Origin of the sequence: Paramesorhizobium salinisoli (assembly GCF_003335045.1) — a bacterium.
Lineage (GTDB): Bacteria > Pseudomonadota > Alphaproteobacteria > Rhizobiales > Rhizobiaceae > Paramesorhizobium > Paramesorhizobium salinisoli.
Map to the genome: position 1 here is coordinate 348,852 of NZ_QOZG01000001.1, position 23,744 is coordinate 372,595.

The following is a 23,744-nucleotide window of genomic DNA, read 5'->3' on the forward strand; positions in this document are numbered from 1 at the left end:
CCAATCAGTTCCGCTGAACTGTTCGCCAAGAAATACTGATGTTTCCGCCGTTTACTGCAACACCCCGCGCAAAATCGCCGGCTGGTGAAAGCCGCGATCAAAGCTTTTCTTGCGATTCCCCCCGCATTAGGACATAGCAATGCCGCAAACCGGACCGATGCCCGGCCTCCGGTTGCGGCTAAACAACTGCCATTCAGGAGAACGAACCATGGCATTCCTCGCCGACGCCCTTTCCCGCGTAAAGCCTTCCGCCACCATCGCGGTCAGCCAGAAAGCACGTGAACTGAAGGCGAAAGGCAAGGACGTCATCGGCCTTGGCGCGGGCGAGCCCGATTTCGACACGCCGGATAATATCAAGAAGGCGGCCATCGCGGCCATCGAGCGCGGCGAGACGAAGTACACGCCCATCTCCGGTATTCCCGAACTGCGCCAGGCGATCTCCGCCAAGTTCAAGCGCGAGAACGGCCTCGACTACAAGCCGGAGCAGACCATCGTCGGCACCGGCGGCAAGCAGATCCTGTTCAACGCCTTCATGGCGACGCTAAACCCCGGCGACGAGGTGATCATCCCCGCCCCCTATTGGGTCAGCTATCCCGAAATGGTGGCGATCTGCGGCGGCACGCCGGTTTTTGTCGCAACGACCATCGAGAACGATTTCAAGGTCACGGCTGGTGATCTCGAAGCCGCCATCACGCCCAAGACCAAATGGCTGATCTTCAACTCGCCGTCGAACCCTTCCGGCGCCGCCTATACCGAGGCCGAGCTGAAGGCGCTGACCGATGTGCTGGTGCGCCATCCCCATGTCTGGATCCTCACCGACGACATGTACGAGCACCTGGTCTATGGCGATTTCGTCTTCACCACGCCCGCGCAGGTGGAGCCGTCGCTCTATGACCGTACGCTCACCATGAACGGCGTGTCCAAGGCCTATGCCATGACCGGCTGGCGCATAGGCTATGCCGGTGGCCCGCTACAACTCATCAAGGCGATGGACATGATCCAGGGCCAGCAGACCTCCGGCGCCTGCTCCATCGCCCAATGGGCGGCGGTCGAGGCGCTCAATGGCCCGCAGGACTTCATTCCCGAGAACAAGAAGATCTTCCAGGGTCGCCGCGATCTGGTCGTCTCGATGCTCAACCAGGCCAAGGGCATCACCTGCCCGACGCCCGAGGGTGCGTTCTACGTCTATCCCTCTTGCGCCGGCCTGATCGGCAAGACGGCCCCCTCAGGCAAAATCATCGAGACCGACGAGGATTTCGTCACCGAGCTTCTGGAGAGCGAAGGCGTGGCGGTGGTGCACGGCTCGGCCTTCGGCCTCGGCCCCAACTTCCGCATCTCTTACGCCACCTCGGAAGTGCTGCTGGAAGAAGCCTGCTCCCGCATCCAGCGCTTTTGTGCCTCCTTGCGCTGAGGCAACGGATAGTCGATCGAAACAGAGGGGCCGCAAGGCCCCTTTTTCGTTTCCGGTGATGGATGGCTTGAAAAAAGCGCAAAAAAAAGCCGGACAAACTGTCCGGCTTATAGTTTTGAAGGTGCCGTTTCCGGCTAAACCTCCAGAGGGGAACACTCAAGGATGCGCAATGGGAGGAGGAGACGCATCGTTGAGATGACGTGGATATGAGCCCTTCACCCCGATAATACAAGCGCACGAAATCGCATGGCAGCCATGCGTTTGCTGCATGGCAAAAATCGCCGGGAATCCGCTTCGATTTCAATGCCTTATACGACAGTCACGGGAACGCGACTTCTATTTTAGGTAAAATTCTCAGCCAAGGCGAGTGTTTCCCTGCCTTCGACATGTGCAGTGCAGCGGGAATTTGGGCAAATCATTGCGGAGAAAAACAGCGGCCTGCCCGATTCAGCAGCGAAAATCTTCGCACCGCGTGCGCCGATGGTCCTGTATTTTGATCATTTGCATCGCCGGGCAATGAGACGACGAGGATTGGAGCCGCGACAGCTAAAAACACAGCCGACCAAGGGAAAACCTGCCCAACCGCGCTCAATAGGACCAGGTGCGCGCCTTGGAAAACAGGAAATCGCGGAAGACATGCAGCTTGGCGGAATTCTTCAACGCTTCGGGATAGCAGAAGAACGTATCGAAGGAGGGTATCTCCTCCATGTCAGGAAGAAGCTGAACAAGGCCCGATTCCTTGTCGACCATATAATCGGGCAAGACCGCCATGCCGACGCCGCGCTGCACGGCGCGCTTGATCGACAGGAGATTGTTGACCTGCAATGTCGGTATGCGCGGGCTGCTGTCGCCGCGGCCGGCGATCTCCAGCCAGTTGAGCCCGGTCAGGTAGCTCGGCGCTGGTTCCCCGAAGGTCACGATGCGATGCTCGCCGAGTTCGTCCACCGACGCAAGCTTGCCATGCTTCGCGATATAGCTGGCCGCGGCATAGACATGCATGTGCACCGTGAAAAGTCGGCGCTGGATCAGATCCGGCTGCTGAGGCTGGCGCAGGCGGATGGCACAATCGGCATGCCGCATGGTCAAATCGAGCTCCTCATTGTCGAGGATAAGCTGCAACCTGACATCGGGATAAAGTTCTATGAACTCCTGCACACGCTCGATCAGCCAACCCGAACCAAGCCCGACGGTCGTGGTTACCCGGAGGCGGCCAGTCGGCTTCTCCCGGCTCTCTGCGAGCCGCGAGCGGACATTCTCAAGCTTCATCAGCACGTCATGCGCCGTGCGGTAGAGCAATTCGCCCTGCTCGGTGAGGATCAGCCCGCGCGCATGGCGCTGGAACAACGGCACCCCGACATCCTGCTCAAGCGCGCTTACCTGGCGCGAGATGGCTGACTGCGAAAGATGCAGCGTCTGCGCGGCATGGGTGAACGACCCAGCCTCAGCGGCGGCATGGAATATGCGCAGTTTATCCCAGTCGAGCGGTGCAACCAATTTCCCGTCCTTTAGAGCGTAATCCCGAACTGAGGTCAGCATCAGCAAAAAGATGATAGACTTTTTGGATAAGGATTATGCGTGAAGAATGCCCTAACTGTCAGCTATTCGGCAGCCTGGCGGATCGGCTCCTGCGCGGCGAGCCAGCGTTCGGCTTCGAGCGCGGCCATGCATCCCATGCCCGCCGCCGTCACCGCCTGACGGAACACGTCGTCGGTGACGTCACCGGCGGCAAAGACGCCGGTGACGTCTGTGGCCGTCGAATCAGGCGCCGTCCAGAGATAGCCGTTCGGCTTCTGCTTCAACTTGCCCTCGAAAAGCGAGACCGAAGGCGCGTGGCCAATAGCGACAAAGACGCCATGCGTCTCCAGTTCGCTCACCAGACCCGTCTTGACGTTCTTCAGTCGCACGCCGGTCACGGTGGCGCCCATCGGCGGCTTAGCCTCGGTGCCAACGATCTCCTCGATAACACTGTCCCATATGACCTGCACATTCGGCTTGGAGAACAGCCGGTCCTGCAGGATTTTTTCAGCCCGGAACCCATCGCGGCGATGGACTACCGTGACCGATTTCGCCAGATGCGAGAGATAGAGTGCTTCCTCGACGGCCGTATTGCCGCCACCGATCACCACGACATCCTTGCCGCGATAGAAGAACCCGTCGCAGGTAGCGCAGGCAGAGACACCGCCGCCCATGAAGGCCTGTTCGCTGTCGATGCCGAGCCATTTGGCCTGCGCGCCGGTGGCGATGATCAGCGCATCACAGGTATATTCCGTGCCGGAATCGCCCTTCAGGCGAAACGGCCTGACCGAGACATCGGCCTCGACGATGATATCGCTGACGATCTCGGTGCCGACATTTTCAGCCTGCTTGGCCATCTGCTCCATCATCCACGGCCCCTGCACCGGATCTGCATAGCCTGGATAGTTCTCCACGTCCGTGGTGATCATCAATTGCCCGCCCTGCTGCAGGCCCGCGACGAGCACGGGTTTCAGCATGGCTCGCGCCGCATAGATAGCTGCCGTATATCCGGCGGGGCCGGAACCGATGATGAGGACGGGCGCGTGGCGCTGTGACATGGCGAAATCCCTAAATTTGGCTGCGGGCAACTGACTTTCGGTTCAAGGGCCTCGGCAGCATTGATCGCGCAATGCCCGGAGCCCCCGAAGACATTGCGTCAGTTATTGCCAAAGTAATGTTTCGCGCACCTGTTTTGCAAGGCATGCACTGCATGGCTGGAGGTTTAGCCACAGCTTGTCCGAGGCTTGCAACCTTCGCCCAATGCAGCGAGGGAGGAATTGCCGCCCGGCGCTTATCGCGTTAAGAAGGCCGCAATTGTATTGGGCAGCAGCCAACCGGGATTTTCATCATTTTTCGTACTGTCAGCAATATATGCGCGCGTTTCGGCCTGGTGATGGCGCTCGCCATGCTGGTTCCGGCCGCCGTGGATTTCGGCGACGGCAGCCCTGACTGGCCGGTCTTCGTCCAGACCGCCATTTTTACCGGAATGATTTCCGGGCTCGTGGCGATGGCAACACAAAATCAGGGGGTCCGGTTCTCGCCGCGCCTTGGCTTCCTGCTGACCGCATCGCTTTGGCTGACTGCCGCGTTTCTTGGTGCCCTGCCCCTCTATTTCTCCCATCTGCCGATCAGTTTTGCCGGCGCCTTTTTCGAGTCGATGTCAGGCATCACCACGACAGGCTCTACCGTCCTCACCGGCCTCGACAAGATGTCACGAGGTGTCCTGCTGTGGCGCTCGCTCCTGTGCTGGCTCGGCGGCATCGGCTTCATTGGCTTGGCCCTGTTGCTTCTGCCGTCGCTGCGCGTCGGCGGCATTCAGCTTTTCCATATGGAATCCTCCGACAAATCGGAAAAGATCCTGCCGCGCGTCAACCAGATCGCGCTCGGCATCGTGCTCGCCTATGTCGGGCTGTCAGCGCTTTGCATGCTTTCCTATTTCCTGGCCGGAATGAGCATGTTCGACGCCATAAACCACGCGATGACCACGCTCGCCACGGCCGGATATTCCACCCATGACACATCCCTCGGCTTTTATGCCCATAATCGCCTGCTGCTGGTGATCTCCACCATCTTCATGATGCTCGCCGCACTGCCCTTCGTCCTCTATATCAAGGCGGTCATGCCGCGCCGCCTCTCCTCGCTGGTCGATCCACAGGTCACGCTCTTCCTCTTCCTCGTCGTCGGATTCAGCTTCACGCTCGCCATCATGTTGCGCGTCGGCGACGGCCTGCCCTTTAGCGACGCGCTCATCACCGCCGCCTTCAATCTCGTCTCCATCATCACGACGACCGGCTATGCCACGGAAGACTATTCGCTCTGGGGACCGCTCTCGATCGGCATATTCTTTCTCGCCTCGTTCATCGGCGGCTGCGCCGGATCGACATCGGGCGGCATCAAGATGAACCGCCTGATCATCCTTTGGCGGCTGGCCATCGCGAGCATGACGCGGCTCATCATGCCCCATGCCATCGTCAAGATCCGCTACGGCGAGTCCGAGGTTTCCACCGAAGCGGCACAGACCGTGCTCCTGTTTTTCTTCCTCTACATGGCTTCGCTCATTCTTGGCGCCATGGTGCTCGCCACGCTCGGCCTCGACTTCGTCTCCGCCTTCACCGGCGCCCTCACCGCCCTTTCCAATGTCGGCCCCGGCCTTGGCGACACGATCGGCCCCGTCGGGAATTTCTCGACCGTCAGCGATCCCGCACTCTGGGTCCTGAGCTACCTCATGCTTGCCGGACGGCTGGAGATCGTCACCATCGTCATCCTCTTCACCCGCAGCTTCTGGGCGCGTTGAGCAAGAGCGCGACGCGGCAACATCCGTTTGCGGGAAAACGGGAATCGGATATTATTATTACCCGCAAGCGCAATTTCCTTGCGCAGGAAAGCCTCTACCGGAGCCCAAGCCTATGCCGATCAAGGCCGATCTCGACGATATAGACTGGAAGATCCTGCGGGAATTACAGAACAATGGACGGATCACCAATGTCGAACTGGCCGACCGAGTCGGCATATCTGCGCCCCCCTGCCTGCGCCGCGTGCGTAAGCTTGAGGAAAGCGGCGTCATTCGTGGCTATCGCGCGATTTTGAACGGTTCCGCCGTTGGGCAGGACCTCGTCGCCTTCTGTTCGGTCGGGCTGCACAGGCAGGCGGACGCGGATCTCAAGGCATTCGCCGAGAAGACCAAGCACTGGCCGCTGGTGCGCCGCGCATGGATGGTCTCGGGCGAGTCGGATTTCCTGCTCCATTGCGTCGCCCGCGACATCAATACCTTCCAGACCTTCGTCATCGAGGAACTGACGGCGACGCCCAATGTCGATTCCGTGCGCACCGCCCTCACCATTCGTCCGGTCAAGGACGAGGCCCTGATGCAGATTTAAGTAAACGTTTCCGTCAGGTTTTCTCTCAGAGGAAGCCGTCCGTCAACGCTCCCGCTATGGCTGCGGTGCAGAACAGATAGCTGATCGGCGGTCCGGCCAAGGCATTACGCACCGCAACCGATGCGCGGTAAAGAGGCCGTCTCACTTCCCGGTTGACGATCTCGGAGAGCGTCTTCGACTTGTTCTGCACCACGGTGCCGCCGAGCGCGCCTGAAATTTCCCTGATGCAGATCGGACGCGCGGAAAGGATGCGGACATTGTTCACCCAGCGCATCTGGACCGTCGTATCTACCGGACGGTCGAATTGCCGCGTCATGTCGAGCAGAAGCGCCGCCGCCTCGCGCCCGACAAGTTGCATCTGCATCCCGAGACCAGGCGAACCCGGAGCAATCAGCGATACTTCGCCCGCCTCAGCCACCACAGGCCCTTTTTCGCGGCGTGCGGTGCAGGGAAAGCGGATCAGATCCCGCGGCTGGATCGTCTCCAGCGCCAACCGCAGCACCGGCGCGAAGCTTTGCGCATCCGGCTCGACATCGTCCTCGACGATGAGTCCTGCATCGAGATCCTGATCGATGATCGCCTGCCATGCCTTTCGGTGCGAGAGGAAACAGGCGATTTCGGTCCGGCGCAGGGTAAAGGGATAGGCTGGACGATGGAGATTCCTGCGATAGACCGCATCCGTGTCGCGCTCGGATAGAACGGCCGCATCGACAGCATCGAGAATGCGCGCCGGCAGGCCGAGTTCACCGAGCAGCTTTTCAGCCTGCGGCCTGCGACCGCTGGCGCGCGCCAGATGAATGACAAAGGCTTCGGCTTTCATGTCCTCACCGCGTTTCATCTCCCAAGGCAAATACCTGTTCGTAAACCGTCATGATCGCCGCCGCTTCTTTTTCCAGCGGGAAATTTTCCCGCACATGGGCAAGCGCATTGTCGCCATGCATGGCCGCAAGAACGGGATCGGCAAGATAGGCCCGGATCGCCTCCCGCAACGCGGCGCCATCGCCCGCCGGCACGACCGTCCCGGTCCTGCCCGGCTCGATCATTTCGGCATAGGCTCCGGCATCGCTTGTCACCACCGCCGTGCGCGAAGCCATCGCTTCCAGCGGCGTCAGACCGAAGCCCTCGTTACGCGATGGTGCAACATATAGCGAAAGCCGTCTATACCAAATCCTGACATCCGGCACTTCGCCGAGAAAAAGGAGGCGCTCCTGCAGCCCGGCCTGCGCAATGCGCGCCTTGAGATCGTCCCGGAAGCTCTCGTGCTCGGAGGTTGTTCGTCCGGTGATGACGGCCGTCCAGTCCGGATAATCAGGCAAAAGCGCGATCATCGCATCGACGAAAAGATCCGTGCCCTTTTGATGACGCACCCGGCCGAAGCAGCCGACGGCATAACGTCCAGGCAAGCCGGAGGCCGCAAAATCATCCTCTGCCGTCTGCGCGGGATGAAACCGCCTGGTATCGACCCCATGCATGATGACGGTGTGGGGTACCTTGAGATAACTGCCGGAACGCGCGCTGGTGGCAATGACAGCATCCATGCGCCGGATCAGCCATTTGGTGAAAGGCTTGTGATCGCGCTGGGCGGCGGAGGTGAAGACCAAACGGAGCGGCATGCGCAACACGTCGCGCATGAGCACGCCCGCCACCATCTCATTGTTGCGCCGCGCGTGCCAGATACGGACATCGCGCCCCTTCGGCTTACGCCACAGGCCGAGCAGTGACGACCAGCCGATCTTGGGCAGTCCCTCCGGCAGGCCCGGCCCGAGCGTGGCAATCCGCAGGCCCAACCGTCGCTGCAACGGAATAAGCTGAACGATGGTCGAGGTCACGCCCGAAAGCTGGCGCTTGAAATTGGGCGCGAGGATATCGACGTCGCTTGTCGGTTCTGACACGCGGCCTCTTAGCTGAACTTGAGACCGATAATCTCGTAGGAACGCGCGCCACCGGGAGCGTTGACCTCGATCGTATCGCCCTCGGTCTTGCCGATCAGCGCCCGCGCGATCGGCGAGGAGATGGAGATCCGGCCCTGCTTCACATCGGCTTCCTGGTCGCCGACGATCTGGTAGACCTTTTTCTCTTCGGTATCCTCATCCACCATGGTCACGGTCGCGCCGAATTTGATCTTGCTGCCCGACAGTTTGGAGATATCGATGATCTCCGCGCGTGCGATATAATCCTCGAGCTCGCCGATGCGGCCCTCATTGTGGCTCTGCGCTTCTTTGGCGGCATGATACTCCGCGTTTTCAGAGAGATCGCCATGCGCGCGCGCCTCGGAAATCGCCTCGATGATGCGCGGCCGTTCCTCCTGTTGACGCCAGCGAAGCTCTTCCTTGAGCTTGTCGAATCCGCCTTGAGTCATCGGGAACTTATCCATGCCCAGTCCTTTCCTCTGCCTATGCTGCGCCCTCCTGCCTTGCTGCGGCAGCGGCATTGAGACACAAAAAGAAAACGGCCCCCGAAGCAAAACCTCGGAACCGTTCAAATTTGCTAATCGACATAATATAGCATTGATCACGCAGATTTCACGAAGAAAATTGAATGTCCGGAAGATCATAAAATCGCACATTCACGGGCTGGTGACTTGAACGAAACCGCTGCATCGCTACATTTCAGCCATGACGAACAGAACGACAATTGCCATCGCCGGCCTCTTCGCCATCGCCGCCACCACACTTGGCGGTCTCGATTTCGCCAATGCGCAAGATTCGGCACGGGAAATCGCCACCGAGAAGGTCAAGGTCAAGGCGGAAACGGTCGCGACCGGTCTCGCCTCCCCCTGGAGCCTCGCCTTTCTCCCCGACGGCGCACTGCTTGTGACCGAAAAAGCCGGCACCATGCGTATCGTCCGCAATGGCGAGCTTTCGGAGCCCATATCGGGTGTGCCCAAAGTCTGGAACAGTGGCCAGGGCGGATTGCTCGACGTCGCGCTCGCGCCGGATTTCGAGAAAAGCGGCGCTATCTATTTCACCTATTCTGAGCCCGGCAGCGGTGGCGCCGGCACGGCCATCGCCAGCGCGCGCCTCGTGGACGAGGGTGAGACGGCCCGTCTCATAGATGTGAAGACGCTGTTCTCGACGAAGAAGAAGACGTCACGCGGCCAGCATTTCGGCTCGCGCATCGTCGTTGCGCCCGACAACACGCTGTTCGTCACTTTCGGCGAACGCGGCGACATGAACCGGGCACAGGATTCACAGGATCCTGCCGGATCGGTGCTGCGAATCAACGCCGACGGCTCCGTCCCTGCGGATAATCCGTTCGCCGACGGCCAAAAGGCGCTGCCGCAGATCTGGTCGACGGGACATCGCAATCCGCAAGGCGCCGCCTGGGATCCGGTGACCGATTCATTATGGATTACCGAACACGGCGCGCGCGGCGGCGACGAGGTCAACCGCCCCGAAGCCGGCAAGAACTATGGCTGGCCTGTTATCAGCTATGGCCGTCACTATTCGGGCGCCAAGATCGGTACCGGCACGGCGGCCGAAGGCTATGAACAACCGCTCCACTACTGGGATCCCTCGATCGCGCCGTCTGGCCTCGCCGTCTATGACGGAGCGATGTTCCCTGAATGGCAGGGCGATCTCCTGGCCGGCGCCTTGAAACACCAGATGCTGGTACGACTCGACCGCGACGGCAATGCCCGGATCACCGGTGAGGAGCGCATGTTCAAGGGCGAGTTCGGCCGCATCCGCGACGTCCGCGTCGCCCCCGATGGTTCGGTCTATCTCCTGCCCGACGGCAAAGGCGCGTCGATCATCCGGCTGTCGCGGGCGTGAACGCTAACTGATCACTTTTTCAAAGGCCAACTGGCGGGCCAGTTTTCTGGACCACCTCCGTTGTTGCCGTCGCAATCGCCCTTGCTGCGCGATTGCATGAGCACGAAGGCGATCCCCTCCTGATCGCTTTCCGTCGCCTTCCACACATTGTAATTGCCGCAATCCCCGATGCCTCGTCCTTTGAAAAAGGCGGTCAGCGTCCTGGAACCCTGGCTCCAGTCGATATTCCATGCGGTTCCAGTCGTGGTCGGCCCCTCGTCGCCCATCACAGGTAGAGCCAGCGGGGTCACCCGCCCGGCGTGCTCCTGATAGAACACATAGGGCTGATTATAGGCCCCGCCCGCACTGCAGGGCAGACCCAGCAGTGTTCGGTCGCCGATCTTGGCTGCAAAACCACCGACGGCCGCAAACCTGTCGGCATCCATGTCGCCACAAACGGAGTCTGTGCCGGTAAAATCCGCGCGGATCGCTTTCGGGATCTTGTCGAAACTATCGATTGCAGTGACCTCCGGCTTCGCCGCCGCCGGTTTGTCACCTTTCGCCTGTAGGGCGTCCACCCTCCCGACACGCCCTTGGCTCTCATCCATGAAGATAAGTCCGCCGACAAACCCGGCAAGCGGAAACTCGGCCTTTAGCGGCCCGCTAGTAGTCCGCATTTGAACTTCGGCTTTGCTTCCCGTCTTCATCGCACGGATCAGTTCCGCCATCCCGGCCTTGTCGGCATAACGATATTGGCCGCTGTCTCCCGGCGGGGCGAAAGACGAAACAGGGATATTCAGGACTTGTTTGCCGTCCACGGCAATGCTGACCGTCGATTGCGGCGTCAGTTGCGATGCGGCCAGCACCAGCACCGGTTCAGTCGGGGAACCCGCCGCGCGTTCGATCGACAGCGCATAGATCCCCTGGACTTTGTTTTGGGAGGAAGAAAGCGTGCAGGTCTGAATGAAATCGCAGGCGACGGAAACATCGCGCACTTTTTTATAGGAGGCAAAGACTGGCACGGCGGAACCTGCTATCAGCATAGCAGCGCAAACGGCAACCGGCCCGGCGCGCTTCGTCACGAGTATCTTCCCGAGCATCTGTCTCTCCTTGTTGGCTGCAGGCACTTGCCGCCACAACGCGCAGTGGCTAAGGCTCCATGCAAATCAGCCAGAACAATGAAGGCGCTTTCACAACAAATAGTTTAAAAGCTGCCAAGGAGTGGTAAATGCCGCGTACGCGCGCCAATCTGGTTCTTCTTCTCGCCGGCGCGATCTGGGGGCTCGGCTTCGTTGCGCAATCGACGGCGATGGCCAGCATCGGACCATTGATGTTCATCGGCTTGCGCTTCCTGCTGGCGGCATTGACCGTGCTTCCCCTCGCTATCCGTGAATCGCTTCAGGCACAAAAAGCGCTGAAATCCTCCGACCATTTCGCCTTCCTGTTCATCGGGTTCCTGTTATTCGCCGGCATCGTCGCTCAGCAATTCGGCATGTTGACCACATCCGTCACCAATGCCGGCTTCCTGACAGGGCTTTACGTCGTGATGGTGCCGTTCGTCGGCGTGGTGCTGTTTCGCCATTGGCCGCACCCGGTCATCTGGCCCTGCGCGCTGGCCGCGCTCGTGGGCATATGGCTTCTATCAGGCGGAAAACTCGATGCTCTCACGGCGGGCGACTGGATGGTCATCCTCGGCGCCTTGTTCTGGGCGCTGCAGGTGCTCTTCATTACGCGCTCCCTCGACCGCACCGGGAGGCCGCTGACGCTCTGCCTTGTCCAGTTCACCTTCTGCGCAGTCGTCGGGCTTTTGATGGGATTGGCGCGGGAAGGCGTAGACTGGACGGCCATATGGGCGGCTGCGCCGGAAATCCTCTTCACCGGCATCTTCTCCTCAGGCATCGCGTTTACGCTCCAGGCAATAGGCCAGCGCTACACCACTGCCCCGCAGGCCGCCATCTTCCTGTCATCGGAAGCCCTTTTCGCGGCCCTCTTCGGGGCGCTCCTGCTCGGTGAACGCCTGCCTCCCACCGGGCTCGCCGGCTGCGCGCTGATCTTCGCCGCCATGCTCGCAGTCGAGCTTATTCCCATGATGCGCCAACGTCGCGCCAGCCTATAGGCTCAGGCCTCAATGGCGCGCGACGCCCCAATTCCTTGAGAGTTGCTATCGTACACGACTTATATACTTCTCATGCATAATAATAATCAATAATTCCGAGTATTATCCAGCTTTCGGGAAGGAAGCGCCATGGACACTGCCTTGGTCTGCCTCGACTATATCATCGACATCATGCATCCCGATGGCAAGATTGCCCGCACGGCCGAGCAGGCCGCCAAGCGCGATATCATCGCCAAGGCGAACCGCGCTCTCGCGATAGCCGGCGACAAGGGCTGGTTGCGTATCCTCGTCAAGGTCGGCTTCGCGCCAGGCTATACCGATCAGCCGAAGCATTCGCCCTTGTTCGGCCGGGTGGATGAATTGGGAGCCTTGGCACTTGGAAGCCATGGTACCGAATTTCATCCCGACCTCGACGCGGCGAGCGCCGATCTCGTCATCGTCAAGCCACGGGTCGATGCTTTCTACGGCACAAACCTTGATGCCGCCCTTCGGGCGCGGCGCATCGAACGGCTTGTCGTTTGCGGCGTCAACAGCGTGTGGGCGGTTGAGAGCACTGTGCGCTCCGCTCATGATCGCGACTATGCCGTCTTTATCCTGGAGGACGCATGCGCGTCCGTTGACGAGGCACAGCACAGAAGCGCCATGGAGCGGCTTGCGGCTATCGCGAAGATCATCACAGTCGACGACCTCGCGCGCCTGTGACTCTGGCAATACGCCTCCGCTCCATCTTCGATGCACATCAGCTCGGCCAGGCAGCTCTTGTGCTGGCGCCGATCCTGGCGCTCTCCCTCGTCACTGGCTACGATGCCTGGCTGAAGGCGGCCGTCGTGACGATCTCGACCTTCATAGCCTTCGAGCGCGGTCGTCTCACGCCGCTCGGCGTGTTCCTGCATGCGATCGCCATTCTCGCGGGCTTCCTCCTCATGATTTCAGCACTCCGAGTGCCCCTGCTTTTCGTTCTCGCCGCCTCTCTGATGGCGGCCGGAGCGGTCTGGATGACGACCTATGGCCGCAAGCTGCGCTCGGTAGGCAATTTCACCTTCATCCCGGCTCTCTACATCGCCTGCGAAACGGCGGAAAACACGTCCCCTGGCATGTTCATGGCCCGCGCTGTCGAACTTCTGCCCTATCTCGCAGTCGGCGCGCTGCCGGTTCTCATCCTCGCTATCGTCCACGAATTGATACCGGATACCGAGGCTGCGCAGCGTGCGCGAAACCTCTTTCGCTTGCGGCGGGACGGCGCCGATGAAGAGCGGATCGCTGCGGGCGAAGCGGTGATCGCGGTCATTCTCGCTGTCGCAGCAGCCGCAACACTGGTCGAATGGCGTCATCTCGACCATGGCCAGTGGGTGGTGTGGTCGGCGGCAAGTGTTGTCACGGGCGACGCGGCGACAGCGCATCTGAAGCTGCGCGATCGGGCAATCGGCGCCTTTCTGGGCGTCCCGGCAGGCATCGGCCTTGGCTTCTTTCTGCCGCACGGGCCGCTCTCCTATGGTCTTGCGGTCGTCGCCTCCCTCATGACGCTGGTGGCGTTCCACTCCTACCGGCTGGGTTTCGGCACGCGCTGCGCGGCGATTGCCGTCGCGCTCGTCATCGCCGACCAGTCGACGGTGATCGCCGCGGAGCGTGTGGTCAACGTGCTGATTGGCGGCATCATCGGCGTGGCCTTCGTGTTCGCTGTCCATGCAATGGTGCGCATGTCTCGACCAGTGTAAGGCTGGATACGTCACTCATGCCTTGAAGATCAACGCCGCGCCGCAGGCGATCAGCGCGAAACCCAACAGGTGCTGCCATGTCAGCGGCTCCTTGAGGTACAGCACCGAGAACGCCACGAAAACGGTGAGCGTGATCACTTCCTGTATCGTCTTCAGCTGCGACGTCGAATAGACCTCGTGGCCGATGCGGTTGGCAGGAACCGCGAAGCAATATTCCAACAGCGCGATGCCCCAACTGACCAGGATCACCATGATCAGCGGTACTTTGGTGAATTTGAGATGCCCATACCAGGCGAACGTCATGAAAACGTTGGAAGCGACCAGCATCAGGATGGGCAGGATAGAGGGAGATAAAAGCACCCGCATAGGCGTCCTCGAAAAAAGCACAACGCCCGCCATTGCGCGAGGAGCGGCTGGAAAATCAAGAGTATAACGCCTGGAATGCTGATCCGCCGCGGTGATATCACGGCGACGCCGCTTTTCGGACACAGCTCTTAACGCCGGCGCTGACTCTTCCTTTACGCTTGCCGCCTATCGTCGCCCCGTTCCAGCATCAATGTGGATCAGGCGCCGGCGTTGAGGCGCAGCAGGAAGTATTTGGACATGAGTATCCCGTTGTCCCGGCTCCGTTTGCAGTCTCGCCTTGCCGTGATTCTGGCTGTCGGCGCGGCAGCCTTCATCGCTTCATGTTCGCGCGAGACGGTTCGCCGCCCTGAAGCCGATGTCGGTATGTCGCTTTCCGCACCGGCCAGCCAACCTCCGGCCGAAGAACAGACCTACGGATTCCTGCCGCCGGTTGAAAATCCGGTGACCACAGGTGAAAATATCTACGCGCAATCCTCCGACGAAATGGCCTGCCGCCTGCGGCTGAAGCGGCTCGGCGTAGTCTTTTCGGAACTTCCGCCGATCAATGATGGTGGATTCTGCCGTATCGACAATCCCATTCTGGTGTCGGGTTTTGCCGGCGGCGCGATCGGCTTCAAGCCCGCCGCCAAGCTCAATTGCGCGATCACTGAGGCCTTCGCCCGCTGGGTCAAGGGAGATCTCGTGCCGTCGACGCGTCTGCGCTATCTCTCCGGTGTCGACACCATCTACAATGCCGGCGGATATTCCTGCCGCACGATGAACCACCGGCGCGGCGCCAGGATGTCGGAACATTCGCGCGGCAATGCCATCGACGTTACCCGGATCAAGCTCAACAACGGCAAAGCGGTGAAAGTGCATAAGCCCGGCTGGTTTTCCTTCCGCGAGCGCGGATTGCTCAACAGCGTACGCGCCGAGGCTTGCGATTATTTCACGACCGTACTCGGCCCCGGCTACAACCGCGAGCACAATGACCATTTCCACTTCGACCTCATGCACAGGCGCAACGGCTACCGCGCCTGCCGATAAGGATTCAGGAACAGCAACTTGGAGCCGGCACCTGAATCAACTGGTGAGCGGCGCCCCCGGTACTGGCGTCGGCTTCCCGTTCTTGTCGAGGGCGACCATGATGAATTCGGCATGGGTGACGAGTTCCAGATTGAGCGTCAGATAGCGCTGAGCCCATGCCTGGACTTTCAGCGTGATCGAGCTGCGCCCGACGCGGATGATATCGGTATAGATGCAGAGCGTGTCGCCGATCTTGACCGGCTTGGCGAAGGACATCTCGTTGACGGCGGCAGTCACGACGCGGCCCTGCGCCCGCTCCGCCGCATGTATCCCGCTGGCGGAATCCATCTGCGCCATCACCCAGCCGCCGAAAATATCTCCAGCGGCATTGGCATCGCGCGGCATGGCCTGGGTGCGCAGCGTGAGTACCCCGGTTGGGCTTGCCTCTTTCGTCATTATCGATCGTCCTTTCGTTGGATACGGGAACCAGAATCGCACCCTGCCGCCATGATGATGCAGGGCGGAACCGGTGAGAAGCGATTTATACGACCCCGCCTATAGGTCTGGTCTGTGGCAGGTGTATGCCAAACGCAACAGTCTGCCGCCCAATGCCATCGACCCGTGGATATCGAGGCGATCACGGTTGCGGCACCGCCCGATTGCTGTTGTTGTGCTCACATCCTCCGCAGGTTGCTTGCGGGATTTCGTAGAAATGAAACCGCAGGCGGACGCCGGGACACCTGATGACCACAGCACGAATTTCCGCGCTTCTGCTGACGCTGCTGTTCCTGGCAGGATGCGGCGGACCGCGGGCGGTCCTGTGGCACGGCCCCAACAGTAACGATATCGTGGTCGATACGGCGGCAAAACCGGCCGACATCGTGCCCATCTATGTGGCCACCAGCCGCCAGCGTTCCAACGACCTGTCCCTGCCCTACAATGCCAAGCGCTCGCCCAAGCTCAATTTCGCGCGGGTCGATGTCGGCATTCCGTCCGCCCACAAGAGCGGATTCGTCGAATCGACCGGCTACAAGCCCAACCCGGCCAAGAATTTTGCCGCCGTCGCCTTCCAGCCCTATGACAACGGCAAGGTCTTCCTTGAAAAGCTGAATGCCGCTCTTGCCGCCCGCCCGGCGGACGAGCAGGAAATTCTGCTCTTCGTGCATGGCTACAACAACAATTTCGCCGACAGCACCTTCCGTGAGGCACAGTTCGTCCACGATTTCGGCTTCAAATCGGTCGCCGTCCATTATGCCTGGCCGTCCGCCGGTTCGCTGGGCCTCTATGCCTATGACCGCGATAGCGCCAATTTCGCCCGCGACGGGCTTGCCGAATTGCTCGAGATCGTCAGCCGGAGCAAGGCCAAGCGTATCCTCCTGGTGGGCCATTCCATGGGCACGCTGGTGGTCATGGAGGCCCTGCGCACGCTTGCCATCTCCGGTAAACGCGAGCCCCTCGACCGGCTGACCGGCGTCATGCTCGCCGCCCCCGATATCGACGTCGACGTATTCGAGGAGCAGGTCAGGGATATCGGCAAATTGCCGCGTCCCTTCGCCGTTTTGGTTTCCAGCAAGGACCGGGCGCTCAACCTCTCCGGCCGCATCACAGGCGGCCATCCTCGGGTCGGCGACGGATCCAGTATTCAGATGTTGCGGGACAACGGCATAGCCGTGCTCGACCTTTCCGCTGTTGATGGCGGCAGCCATGACGTCTTCGCCAGTTCGCCCACTTTGATGACGCTCGTGCGCCGGGGCGGTTTGACGGAACGCACCCTGCAAGGCGAAGGCCAGACGCCGGGCGAGGCGATCCTTGCCGACGGTTCCTCCGTCATTGAGGGCGCGGCCTCTCTGGTCATCTACCTGCCGGTACGCATCTTCACCGCCGCCGCCGGACTGCAGCGATGAGCCAGGCGCGGCGGTCAATCGGAACATTTCCTCCCGATTGACGTTATCGAACCGGGACAATCCGCAGAACGGAGCGCATCCATGAAATCCTTGTTGCGAACTGCCGTACTGGCCGCAGGGGTACTAGCCACGACCTTTGCACAGGCCGCTACCGCGCTGGTGACCACCGATTTGAACCTGCGCACTGGACCGGGAACGCGCTATGCCGCTATCGGCGCGATCCCCAACGGTGCACGCGTCCATGTCAACGGCTGCACCGCGGGCTATGGCTGGTGCCGCGTCAATTATGGCGGCACGGCCGGTTGGGCCTCCTCGCGCTATCTTGCGATCCGGGAAGGGTCAGTAGGTTCCTCAGGCGATTTCGGCAACAGCGCCGCCGCCATCGGCATTCCGCTGATCGCCGGGGCGCTGATCGCCGGCGCATTGAGCGACCGCCATTATGACCGCGACCGTTATTATTACCGTGATCGCTGGCACCGTCGGCAATGGGACGGCCGGTGGGACAGGCCGCGCTGGCGCGACCGGCCGCGCTACTGGGATCGTCCCCGTTTTGACCGGGACCGCCCACGCTGGTACGGCAGACGCATCCGGCCAGGCATGGGAGACGGCCCGCACGGCCAATAGTCCGGCAGCCAATTTCGATATGCTCCTGACAACGTAATGTCAGGAGACCCCGATATGAGATGAGGGCCGTGGGGGCTTTTGGTCGACGCGCCCTTTTCATTTTTCCTGACTCTCTCCATATTGGACCCATGGCACCATCAGCAAAGAATTCATCCACGCCACACCCGGACGTGACGTCAGACGTGACGTATGACAACGACACTTCCGAGAACGAGGGTTTCGGCGAAGCGCCTCAGGCCGCGCTGACGGGCACTCCGCTGTCCGGCTCCATAGCCGACTGGGCCGCCGGAATCAGCGCCGAGGCGGAAAAGACAAAGACAGCAAAGCCGAAACAGCCGAAGAAAATACCGGAACGCAGCACGGAACCGTCACGGAGTGGACGCGGCACGTCCATGGGCGGCGCGGCATCGGCCAAGGAGCGTGCGGCGGCAGGCCTGAACCCGGTCGCGGGCCTGGACATCAGCCTGGAAGATGCAACGGGGCTTTCGCCCTCCGGCGCGACCGCAACGGTCCAGGCGTTGGCGGACTTGATTGAATCCGGCAACCCGCTGTTCAAGAACGGCGTGCTGTGGACACCGCACCGCCCTGCCCGCCCGGAAAAATCCGAAGGCGGCATTCCCATCCGCATGGAGACGGAATTCAAACCCTCCGGCGACCAGCCAACCGCGATACGCGACCTCGTCGCAGGCATCAATGACGGCGACCAGACGCAGGTGCTTCTTGGCGTCACCGGCTCGGGCAAGACCTTCACCATGGCCAAGGTCATCGAGGAGACGCAGCGCCCGGCGCTCATTCTTGCGCCGAACAAGACGCTGGCTGCCCAGCTCTATGGCGAGTTCAAGAGCTTCTTCCCCAACAACGCGGTGGAGTATTTCGTCTCCTACTACGACTACTACCAGCCTGAAGCCTATGTGCCGCGTTCCGACACCTATATCGAGAAGGAATCCTCGATCAACGAGCAGATCGACCGGATGCGCCACTCGGCCACCCGCGCCCTGCTCGAACGCGACGACGTGATCATTGTCGCCTCTGTCTCCTGCATCTACGGTATCGGCTCGGTCGAAACCTATACCGCCATGACCTTCGAGATGAAGATCGGCGACCGGCTCGACCAGCGCCAGCTTCTCGCCGACCTTGTCGCCCAGCAATATAAACGCCAGGACATCAATTTCGTCCGCGGCTCGTTCCGCGTGCGCGGCGACACCATTGAAATTTTTCCGGCCCACCTTGAGGACCGCGCCTGGCGCATCTCGATGTTCGGCGACGAGATCGAGACCATTATGGAATTCGATCCGCTGACCGGGCATAAGACCGGTGATCTGAAATCGGTCAAGATCTACGCCAATTCGCACTACGTCACGCCGCGCCCGACGCTGAATCAGGCGATCAGATCCATCAAGGAAGAGCTCAGGCACCGGCTCGACGAATTGAACCGCGCCGGCCGCCTGCTGGAAGCACAGCGCCTCGAACAGCGCACCACCTTCGATCTCGAAATGCTGGAGGCGACGGGCTCCTGCGCCGGTATCGAAAACTATTCGCGCTACCTCACCGGCCGCAAGCCGGGCGATCCGCCGCCGACGCTGTTCGAATACATCCCCGATGACGCGCTGGTTTTCATCGACGAGAGCCACGTCACCGTTCCACAGATCGGCGGCATGTATCGCGGCGACTTCCGCCGCAAGGCGACGCTGGCCGAATACGGTTTCCGCCTGCCCTCCTGCATGGACAACCGTCCGCTGCGTTTCGAGGAATGGAACGCCATGCGCCCGCAGACCATCGCGGTCTCGGCCACCCCATCCAAATGGGAGATGGAAGAGGCGGGCGGCGTCTTCGCCGAGCAGGTCATCCGCCCGACCGGCCTGATCGACCCACCAGTCGAGGTGCGCCCCGCCAAGTCCCAGGTTGACGATGTGCTGGGCGAAATCCGCGAAACCGCCAAGGCCGGTTATCGCACGCTGGTGACCGTGCTGACCAAGCGCATGGCCGAGGATTTGACGGAATATCTGCACGAGCAGGGCGTGCGCGTGCGCTACATGCACTCCGATATCGACACGCTCGAGCGCATCGAGATCATCCGCGACCTGCGCCTCGGCGCCTTCGACGTGCTGATCGGCATCAACCTGTTGCGCGAAGGCCTCGATATTCCCGAATGCGCGCTGGTCGCCATTCTGGATGCCGACAAGGAAGGCTTCCTCCGCTCCGAGACATCGCTGGTGCAGACCATCGGCCGCGCCGCGCGTAATGTGGACGGCAAGGTCATTCTCTATGCCGACCGCATTACCGGCTCGATGGAGCGCGCGATGGCGGAAACCACGCGCCGCCGCGAGAAGCAGACCGAATACAATGTCGCCCATGGCATCACGCCGGAGAGCATCAAGAGCAATATTTCGGATATTCTCAATTCGGTCTACGAACGCGACCATGTCCGGGCCGATATATCGGGCTTCGCCAAGCAGGGCGCGCTGGTCGGGAGCAATCTCAAGACCCACCTCGAACATCTGGAGAAGGAGATGCGCAACGCCGCCGCCGATCTCGATTTCGAGAAGGCAGCCCGGTTGCGCGACGAAATCAAGCGCCTGCGCGAGACGGAGCTTGCCATTGCCGACGATCCGATGGCCCGCGAGGTCGAACTGGAAAGCCCGGTGACGGGGCGCGCCAAGGGCAAGCATAATGCGGGCCGCAAGGTGCATCGCACTGTTGATGATGGAAAGCCTTCCCTTTTCCACAAGCCCGAACTCGACGAGATGGGCACCTCCGGCGCCCATGCGGTGCCGGCTGGGGAAAGCCGCTTCCGCAAGAATTCTCTCGACGAAATGACCGTGCGCCGCACAGAAGTACCAGCGGGCGGCGAGGCCCCGATCAAGCGCGAACGCGCCGGTGTCGGCTCCTATGAGGACCCGGCGGAAGTCTCCCGAAAGAAGCGGCGACCCGGAAAGACTGGCCGGCCTGGGCGGTAAGCGGCCGCGATCCGCCTGGCCTTCATTCGCTTTCGACGGCTACCCGACAATAACCACACTTCAGGAGGGTGCGTTTTCCAGCAATGCTTTCAACTGCTGCAGATCGCGCTTGACCCAACCGGCATCCTCCAGGAACCGCTCCTCATCCATGCCTTCGATCCGGAATAGCGTGAAGATCACTTCACTGCCGCTGCCATTTCGAATGACGCGCAAGGGGATGTAAACCTCCGTTCCATCAGCCAGGATGACCGTATGGTCGGCAACGCCGAATTCATTGGACGGCGAGAACAATATCCGCACGCGGCCCGATGGGCCGTCCGCGAACCATCCCTCTGCAGATTTTTCGAGACCGCTGGCGAGGCCGGACGCCCATAAGGGGAAATTTTCGGGCCGCGCCAGGAATGGACTGACCTCAAGCCAGGGCCGGTCGATGGCGATGCTGATGGTGTGGCTCTCGTAGGTGCTCATACGCATTTTCCTTCAAATGATCGCAGAAGCCTCTCACCCACAAGCTGTCCTCTTCTTCCCCGCTCCAAGCTTGTCGCCCGACGGGAAGAAGAGGACGCCTTGCGGCATATTATCTGCAGGGACCTCTGTCGATGACCCTATAGCCGCCGCGTTCCGCCTCGCAGGAGTTCGGGAAGGTCTGGATGGACCTGCCCCGGCGCCCGCAGACGGGAGCATATTCTTTCGTGCAGAACTCCGGCCGCTCCGGCCTGCCGGGACGCGGTGGGCGAACCGGCCCCGGTCCCCCTCCACCATTCCAGCTTCCGCCATTCGGACGGCCGCCGCATTCGCCACGACCCACGACCCGGAAGCCTTCCGCGCCTGCCTGGCAGGCATTGCCGAAAGTTTGACGCGTCCGGCCGCGCTCGCCGCAAACCGGCGCATAGATCATCGGGCACATCTGCTGACCGCCGGGCTGCATTCCGGGAGCAGAACCGCCACCGTCCTCGACGGCAACACAGCCCGCCAGCAGCAGCGCCGCAAGCGCGCCTAGACCACGCATTCCCTTGGGGATGAACGTCATGAAACCCTCTCCTTGTGCCATGCTGGGACCGCACCGCGCAAAGCCTGCGCGATTCCCGTCACCATGCTATGGTAAGGCAGCACGTCATAATCGCAAGCAGAACACAAACGTACTGGAAGAAAGCCTTCACCACCCCAGCATTGCTTGCTTCGCTTTTTGTCACGTCTATGCTTATTCTTTGCGGAAACGGCGGTTGCTGCGAATGAGGGCACAGCATTTGGGCAAAAGGAAATCCAGCTTCACGATGGACGTCATGCGGCGACGGCTCGGTGGCCTCCTCCACAGCGCCCTGGTTGTCGGCTGTTTGCTGGGTTTGAACTCGACAAGCGCAGAAGCCACCCCCGCGCCGGCGAGCCCTCCGCCCGTCACGGCTCCTGTCTCGCCTCCCGTCACGCCCCCGGACTTGACTGAACAGCCTCCGGCAACCGGCACACCGGCATCGCCGCCGCAAACCTCCCCGGAAAAACCAGCGGCGGCCAAACCAGCGGAGACGACTCCGACAAAACCGAAGGAAGCGCCAACCGTCGCCCAGATATGCTCTTTGATCGCCACGCATGCCGACGGATATGGCGTACCGCGCGATTTCTTCGCCCGACTGATCTGGAAGGAAAGCCGCTTCAATTATTTGGCTGTCAGTCCCGTCGGCGCGCAGGGCATAGCCCAGTTCATGCCCTACACGGCCAAGGAGCGCGGTCTCGCCAATCCGTTCGACGTCAGCCAGGCCATTCCCGCCTCGGCCTCCTTGCTCAAGGATTTGCAGGCTGCTTTCGGCAGTTGGGGATTGGCCGCTGCGGCCTACAATGCCGGTGCCGGACGGATCTCTTCATGGCTCAAATCAGGCGGGTTCCTGCCGCTCGAAACCGAGGGATATGTGCTCGACATCACCGGCCAGCCGGCGGATGATTTCGCCGCAGGCGCAAAACTGCAGCCACGGCCCCTCAACGCCAAGCTTACCTTCGACCAGGCATGTCGTCGCCTGCCCGTCGTCAGGGCTGCCACCGTTCCCATGGCGCGCATCAAGCCCAAGCCTTGGGGCGTCCAGGTGGCCGGCAATTTTCGACGCTCCGCCGCGCTCGGGCAATGGGAGCGGACCAAACGCCAGTTCGGGCCCGTCCTCAAGAACAGCTTCGCGGTGGTCAGCCGTGTCCGCTCGCCACTGGGCCGGGGCGGCATCTATGCCGTCAGGATCGGCGCCGACAGCCGCTCCGAGGCTGATCGCATCTGCAGCAGTCTGCGCTCGGCCGGTGGCGCCTGCATTGTGTTGAAAAATCGTTGACAACCCACACGGGCAGAAGAATTCTCCTGTCAAACCGGGGCCTGAAGCTTATACTGCATGCGGCTAAAATAAGGCGAAATAGTTTTGCCTGCCAAAATTCACTTGCCAAAAATCTCTTCATGGATCAGTCTCACCTCGTTCGGGCATTTTGCGAACAATGGAAGACTGGAAGAACGGCGCGCCGGAACCGCTATAAGTCCCGGGCCGGGAGTTTCCTGGCAATGATCGGCTCCTTCCCTGATTTCGAGAACTGCCTGCATGACCCTCCGCCGGGCGTGGTGCGCATGGCGGTTCTACTAAACCCGCTTTCCCGGAGGGAAGCGGCGCCAAGGAAAAGGAACGGATCCCATGGCACAGACCGGTTCGGTCAAATTCTTCAACAGCGAAAAAGGTTTCGGCTTCATCAAGCCGGATAATGGCGGCCCGGACATCTTCGTCCACATCTCCGCCGTGCAGGCCTCCGGTCTCACGGGCCTGGCCGACAATCAGAAAGTTTCCTTCGACACTGAGCCGGATCGCCGCGGCAAGGGACCGAAGGCTGTGAACATCGCGGTCGCTGACTGACATTCCGTTCCCGGTCCTACCGGAACGAACCCCGGCCGCAAAGCCGGGGTTTTTTGTTGTTCGCTCAACACCCCCTGCGATCTCCCGCCATTGATCTGAGCCATAATAATACCGCGTTGGCCGTTCAGCTTG

23 protein-coding genes are annotated in these 23,744 nt (G+C 61.0%); 13 read left to right on the forward strand and 10 right to left on the reverse strand.

Annotated features, from left to right (window positions below; translation table 11 throughout):
- Positions 1–208 precede the first annotated feature (208 nt).
- Positions 209–1,411 (forward strand): pyridoxal phosphate-dependent aminotransferase, encoded by a 1,203-nt coding sequence (locus DUT91_RS01610; RefSeq protein WP_114438612.1) that lies wholly within the window; start codon positions 209–211, stop codon positions 1,409–1,411.
- Between the two features lie 588 nt (positions 1,412–1,999).
- Here the strand turns inward: DUT91_RS01610 and DUT91_RS01615 are convergent.
- Both DUT91_RS01615 and trxB read right to left on the reverse strand, forming a co-directional pair.
- Positions 2,000–2,905: a LysR family transcriptional regulator gene (locus DUT91_RS01615; RefSeq protein WP_200834868.1), complete on the reverse strand. Its 906-nt coding sequence runs from the start codon at positions 2,903–2,905 to the stop codon at positions 2,000–2,002.
- A gap of 104 nt (positions 2,906–3,009) precedes the next feature.
- Positions 3,010–3,984: a thioredoxin-disulfide reductase gene (gene trxB, locus DUT91_RS01620; RefSeq protein WP_114438614.1), complete on the reverse strand. Its 975-nt coding sequence runs from the start codon at positions 3,982–3,984 to the stop codon at positions 3,010–3,012.
- A 335-nt stretch (positions 3,985–4,319) separates the two neighbouring features.
- Here trxB and DUT91_RS01625 point away from each other — a divergent pair, with 335 nt between their 5' ends.
- Both DUT91_RS01625 and DUT91_RS01630 read left to right on the forward strand, forming a co-directional pair.
- A complete protein-coding gene (locus tag DUT91_RS01625) occupies positions 4,320–5,720 on the forward strand; it encodes a TrkH family potassium uptake protein (RefSeq protein ID WP_114438615.1) in 1,401 nt (466 codons plus the stop codon).
- A 112-nt stretch (positions 5,721–5,832) separates the two neighbouring features.
- Positions 5,833–6,303: an Lrp/AsnC family transcriptional regulator gene (locus DUT91_RS01630; protein WP_114438616.1), complete on the forward strand. Its 471-nt coding sequence runs from the start codon at positions 5,833–5,835 to the stop codon at positions 6,301–6,303.
- A 25-nt stretch (positions 6,304–6,328) separates the two neighbouring features.
- Here DUT91_RS01630 and DUT91_RS01635 read toward each other — a convergent pair whose 3' ends face one another.
- From DUT91_RS01635 to greA, 3 genes are read right to left on the reverse strand one after another with little or no spacing between them, the layout of a single operon-like run.
- The gene (locus DUT91_RS01635; RefSeq protein ID WP_114438617.1) at positions 6,329–7,123 is read right to left on the reverse strand and encodes a glycosyltransferase family 25 protein; all 795 of its coding nucleotides are present in this window, start codon (positions 7,121–7,123) and stop codon (positions 6,329–6,331) included.
- 4 nt (positions 7,124–7,127) lie between these two features.
- The gene (locus DUT91_RS01640) at positions 7,128–8,195 is read right to left on the reverse strand and encodes a glycosyltransferase family 4 protein (protein ID WP_200834869.1); all 1,068 of its coding nucleotides are present in this window, start codon (positions 8,193–8,195) and stop codon (positions 7,128–7,130) included.
- A gap of 8 nt (positions 8,196–8,203) precedes the next feature.
- Positions 8,204–8,677: a transcription elongation factor GreA gene (gene greA / locus DUT91_RS01645; RefSeq protein WP_114438618.1), complete on the reverse strand. Its 474-nt coding sequence runs from the start codon at positions 8,675–8,677 to the stop codon at positions 8,204–8,206.
- Between the two features lie 241 nt (positions 8,678–8,918).
- Between greA and DUT91_RS01650 the strand changes: the two genes are divergently transcribed.
- Complete coding sequence (locus tag DUT91_RS01650) at positions 8,919–10,076, forward strand: PQQ-dependent sugar dehydrogenase (RefSeq protein ID WP_114438619.1); 1,158 nt, start codon at positions 8,919–8,921, stop codon at positions 10,074–10,076.
- Positions 10,077–10,087: 11 nt separating this feature from the next.
- On the opposite strand, the gene DUT91_RS01655 is transcribed toward DUT91_RS01650, so the two are convergent.
- Positions 10,088–11,155 carry a DUF1176 domain-containing protein gene (locus DUT91_RS01655; RefSeq protein WP_200834870.1) on the reverse strand — a complete coding sequence of 356 codons (1,068 nt, stop codon included), beginning with the start codon at positions 11,153–11,155 and terminating at the stop codon, positions 10,088–10,090.
- A gap of 128 nt (positions 11,156–11,283) precedes the next feature.
- On the opposite strand from DUT91_RS01655, the gene DUT91_RS01660 reads away from it, so the two are divergent.
- The 3 genes from DUT91_RS01660 (at position 11,284) to DUT91_RS01670 (ending at position 13,886) form a co-directional block, all read left to right on the forward strand.
- Positions 11,284–12,171 (forward strand): DMT family transporter, encoded by an 888-nt coding sequence (locus tag DUT91_RS01660; protein WP_114438620.1) that lies wholly within the window; start codon positions 11,284–11,286, stop codon positions 12,169–12,171.
- Between the two features lie 129 nt (positions 12,172–12,300).
- Positions 12,301–12,873: a cysteine hydrolase family protein gene (locus DUT91_RS01665; RefSeq protein ID WP_114438621.1), complete on the forward strand. Its 573-nt coding sequence runs from the start codon at positions 12,301–12,303 to the stop codon at positions 12,871–12,873.
- Positions 12,870–13,886 (forward strand): FUSC family protein, encoded by a 1,017-nt coding sequence (locus DUT91_RS01670; protein WP_200834871.1) that lies wholly within the window; start codon positions 12,870–12,872, stop codon positions 13,884–13,886. The genes DUT91_RS01665 and DUT91_RS01670 overlap by 4 nt, the downstream gene beginning before the upstream one ends.
- Before the next feature lie 15 nt (positions 13,887–13,901).
- Here DUT91_RS01670 and DUT91_RS01675 read toward each other — a convergent pair whose 3' ends face one another.
- The gene (locus tag DUT91_RS01675) at positions 13,902–14,252 is read right to left on the reverse strand and encodes a DMT family protein (RefSeq protein ID WP_114438987.1); all 351 of its coding nucleotides are present in this window, start codon (positions 14,250–14,252) and stop codon (positions 13,902–13,904) included.
- A 237-nt stretch (positions 14,253–14,489) separates the two neighbouring features.
- Here DUT91_RS01675 and DUT91_RS01680 point away from each other — a divergent pair, with 237 nt between their 5' ends.
- On the forward strand, positions 14,490–15,278 hold the full coding sequence (locus DUT91_RS01680) for an extensin-like domain-containing protein (protein ID WP_114438622.1): 789 nt from the start codon (positions 14,490–14,492) through the stop codon (positions 15,276–15,278).
- A 36-nt stretch (positions 15,279–15,314) separates the two neighbouring features.
- On the opposite strand, the gene DUT91_RS01685 is transcribed toward DUT91_RS01680, so the two are convergent.
- Positions 15,315–15,713, reverse strand: a complete 399-nt coding sequence (locus DUT91_RS01685) for an acyl-CoA thioesterase (protein ID WP_114438623.1) — start codon at positions 15,711–15,713, stop codon at positions 15,315–15,317.
- 287 nt (positions 15,714–16,000) lie between these two features.
- Here DUT91_RS01685 and DUT91_RS01690 point away from each other — a divergent pair, with 287 nt between their 5' ends.
- The 3 genes from DUT91_RS01690 to uvrB all read left to right on the forward strand — a co-directional run bounded on the left by DUT91_RS01690 (position 16,001) and on the right by uvrB (position 20,742).
- Entirely contained in the window at positions 16,001–17,161 is a 1,161-nt protein-coding gene (locus tag DUT91_RS01690) for an alpha/beta hydrolase (RefSeq protein WP_114438624.1), read from the forward strand.
- Between the two features lie 81 nt (positions 17,162–17,242).
- The gene (locus DUT91_RS01695) at positions 17,243–17,785 is read left to right on the forward strand and encodes an SH3 domain-containing protein (protein ID WP_114438625.1); all 543 of its coding nucleotides are present in this window, start codon (positions 17,243–17,245) and stop codon (positions 17,783–17,785) included.
- 128 nt (positions 17,786–17,913) lie between these two features.
- A complete protein-coding gene (uvrB, locus tag DUT91_RS01700; protein WP_114438988.1) occupies positions 17,914–20,742 on the forward strand; it encodes an excinuclease ABC subunit UvrB in 2,829 nt (942 codons plus the stop codon).
- Positions 20,743–20,802: 60 nt separating this feature from the next.
- On the opposite strand, the gene DUT91_RS01705 is transcribed toward uvrB, so the two are convergent.
- On the reverse strand, positions 20,803–21,210 hold the full coding sequence (locus DUT91_RS01705; RefSeq protein ID WP_114438626.1) for an SRPBCC family protein: 408 nt from the start codon (positions 21,208–21,210) through the stop codon (positions 20,803–20,805).
- Between the two features lie 109 nt (positions 21,211–21,319).
- A complete protein-coding gene (locus DUT91_RS01710) occupies positions 21,320–21,772 on the reverse strand; it encodes a Kazal-type serine protease inhibitor family protein (RefSeq protein ID WP_245419436.1) in 453 nt (150 codons plus the stop codon).
- Positions 21,773–22,016: 244 nt separating this feature from the next.
- On the opposite strand from DUT91_RS01710, the gene DUT91_RS01715 reads away from it, so the two are divergent.
- Together DUT91_RS01715 and DUT91_RS01720 are read left to right on the forward strand one after the other, a co-directional pair.
- Positions 22,017–23,048 carry an SPOR domain-containing protein gene (locus tag DUT91_RS01715; RefSeq protein WP_425373728.1) on the forward strand — a complete coding sequence of 344 codons (1,032 nt, stop codon included), beginning with the start codon at positions 22,017–22,019 and terminating at the stop codon, positions 23,046–23,048.
- A 348-nt stretch (positions 23,049–23,396) separates the two neighbouring features.
- A complete protein-coding gene (locus tag DUT91_RS01720; RefSeq protein WP_114438627.1) occupies positions 23,397–23,612 on the forward strand; it encodes a cold-shock protein in 216 nt (71 codons plus the stop codon).
- The last annotated feature ends 132 nt before the right edge of the window (positions 23,613–23,744 follow it).

Excerpts from the sequence above, each read along its gene's own strand:
- DUT91_RS01610 (WP_114438612.1), top strand. The coding sequence starts at position 209 with ATGGCATTCCTCGCCGACGCCCTTTCCCGCGTAAAGCCTTCCGCCACC.
- trxB (WP_114438614.1), bottom strand. The coding sequence starts at position 3,984 with ATGTCACAGCGCCACGCGCCCGTCCTCATCATCGGTTCCGGCCCCGCC.
- DUT91_RS01625 (WP_114438615.1), top strand. The coding sequence starts at position 4,320 with ATGGCGCTCGCCATGCTGGTTCCGGCCGCCGTGGATTTCGGCGACGGC.
- DUT91_RS01630 (WP_114438616.1), top strand. The coding sequence starts at position 5,833 with ATGCCGATCAAGGCCGATCTCGACGATATAGACTGGAAGATCCTGCGG.
- DUT91_RS01635 (WP_114438617.1), bottom strand. The coding sequence starts at position 7,123 with ATGAAAGCCGAAGCCTTTGTCATTCATCTGGCGCGCGCCAGCGGTCGC.
- greA (WP_114438618.1), bottom strand. The coding sequence starts at position 8,677 with ATGGATAAGTTCCCGATGACTCAAGGCGGATTCGACAAGCTCAAGGAA.
- DUT91_RS01650 (WP_114438619.1), top strand. The coding sequence starts at position 8,919 with ATGACGAACAGAACGACAATTGCCATCGCCGGCCTCTTCGCCATCGCC.
- DUT91_RS01655 (WP_200834870.1), bottom strand. The coding sequence starts at position 11,155 with ATGCTCGGGAAGATACTCGTGACGAAGCGCGCCGGGCCGGTTGCCGTT.
- DUT91_RS01660 (WP_114438620.1), top strand. The coding sequence starts at position 11,284 with ATGCCGCGTACGCGCGCCAATCTGGTTCTTCTTCTCGCCGGCGCGATC.
- DUT91_RS01665 (WP_114438621.1), top strand. The coding sequence starts at position 12,301 with ATGGACACTGCCTTGGTCTGCCTCGACTATATCATCGACATCATGCAT.
- DUT91_RS01675 (WP_114438987.1), bottom strand. The coding sequence starts at position 14,252 with ATGCGGGTGCTTTTATCTCCCTCTATCCTGCCCATCCTGATGCTGGTC.
- DUT91_RS01680 (WP_114438622.1), top strand. The coding sequence starts at position 14,490 with ATGAGTATCCCGTTGTCCCGGCTCCGTTTGCAGTCTCGCCTTGCCGTG.
- DUT91_RS01685 (WP_114438623.1), bottom strand. The coding sequence starts at position 15,713 with ATGACGAAAGAGGCAAGCCCAACCGGGGTACTCACGCTGCGCACCCAG.
- DUT91_RS01690 (WP_114438624.1), top strand. The coding sequence starts at position 16,001 with ATGACCACAGCACGAATTTCCGCGCTTCTGCTGACGCTGCTGTTCCTG.
- DUT91_RS01695 (WP_114438625.1), top strand. The coding sequence starts at position 17,243 with ATGAAATCCTTGTTGCGAACTGCCGTACTGGCCGCAGGGGTACTAGCC.
- uvrB (WP_114438988.1), top strand. The coding sequence starts at position 17,914 with ATGGCACCATCAGCAAAGAATTCATCCACGCCACACCCGGACGTGACG.
- DUT91_RS01705 (WP_114438626.1), bottom strand. The coding sequence starts at position 21,210 with ATGAGCACCTACGAGAGCCACACCATCAGCATCGCCATCGACCGGCCC.
- DUT91_RS01710 (WP_245419436.1), bottom strand. The coding sequence starts at position 21,772 with ATGACGTTCATCCCCAAGGGAATGCGTGGTCTAGGCGCGCTTGCGGCG.
- DUT91_RS01715 (WP_425373728.1), top strand. The coding sequence starts at position 22,017 with ATGGACGTCATGCGGCGACGGCTCGGTGGCCTCCTCCACAGCGCCCTG.
- DUT91_RS01720 (WP_114438627.1), top strand. The coding sequence starts at position 23,397 with ATGGCACAGACCGGTTCGGTCAAATTCTTCAACAGCGAAAAAGGTTTC.